Origin of the sequence: Vibrio sp. 10N.286.48.F5 (assembly GCF_041469785.1) — a bacterium.
In the GTDB taxonomy this organism is placed as follows: domain Bacteria; phylum Pseudomonadota; class Gammaproteobacteria; order Enterobacterales; family Vibrionaceae; genus Vibrio; species Vibrio crassostreae_C.
Map to the genome: position 1 here is coordinate 1 of NZ_JBFRLG010000092.1, position 213 is coordinate 213.

At 49.3% G+C, this 213-nt stretch carries 1 tRNA gene; it reads right to left on the reverse strand.

The features are described 5' to 3' along the window. Positions 1 to 82 precede the first annotated feature (82 nt). Positions 83 to 159, reverse strand: a tRNA-Asp gene (locus AB4185_RS21950). Positions 160 to 213 lie beyond the last annotated feature (54 nt).

Below are 213 nucleotides of genomic sequence, written 5' to 3' on the forward strand. Positions count from 1 at the left end.
TTTTCCGGATTGGTATAACAACAAACACTTTTCTTCAAATGTAAAAAAGCCCTGCTATTGCTAGCAGGGCTTCTCTAATAAGTGGCGGAGTGGACGGGACTCGAACCCGCGACCCCCGGCGTGACAGGCCGGTATTCTAACCAACTGAACTACCACTCCGCAGTGGAATACTTGTCGTCGCTGACAAGTGCTCAAATTTAAAGCCTGGCGATG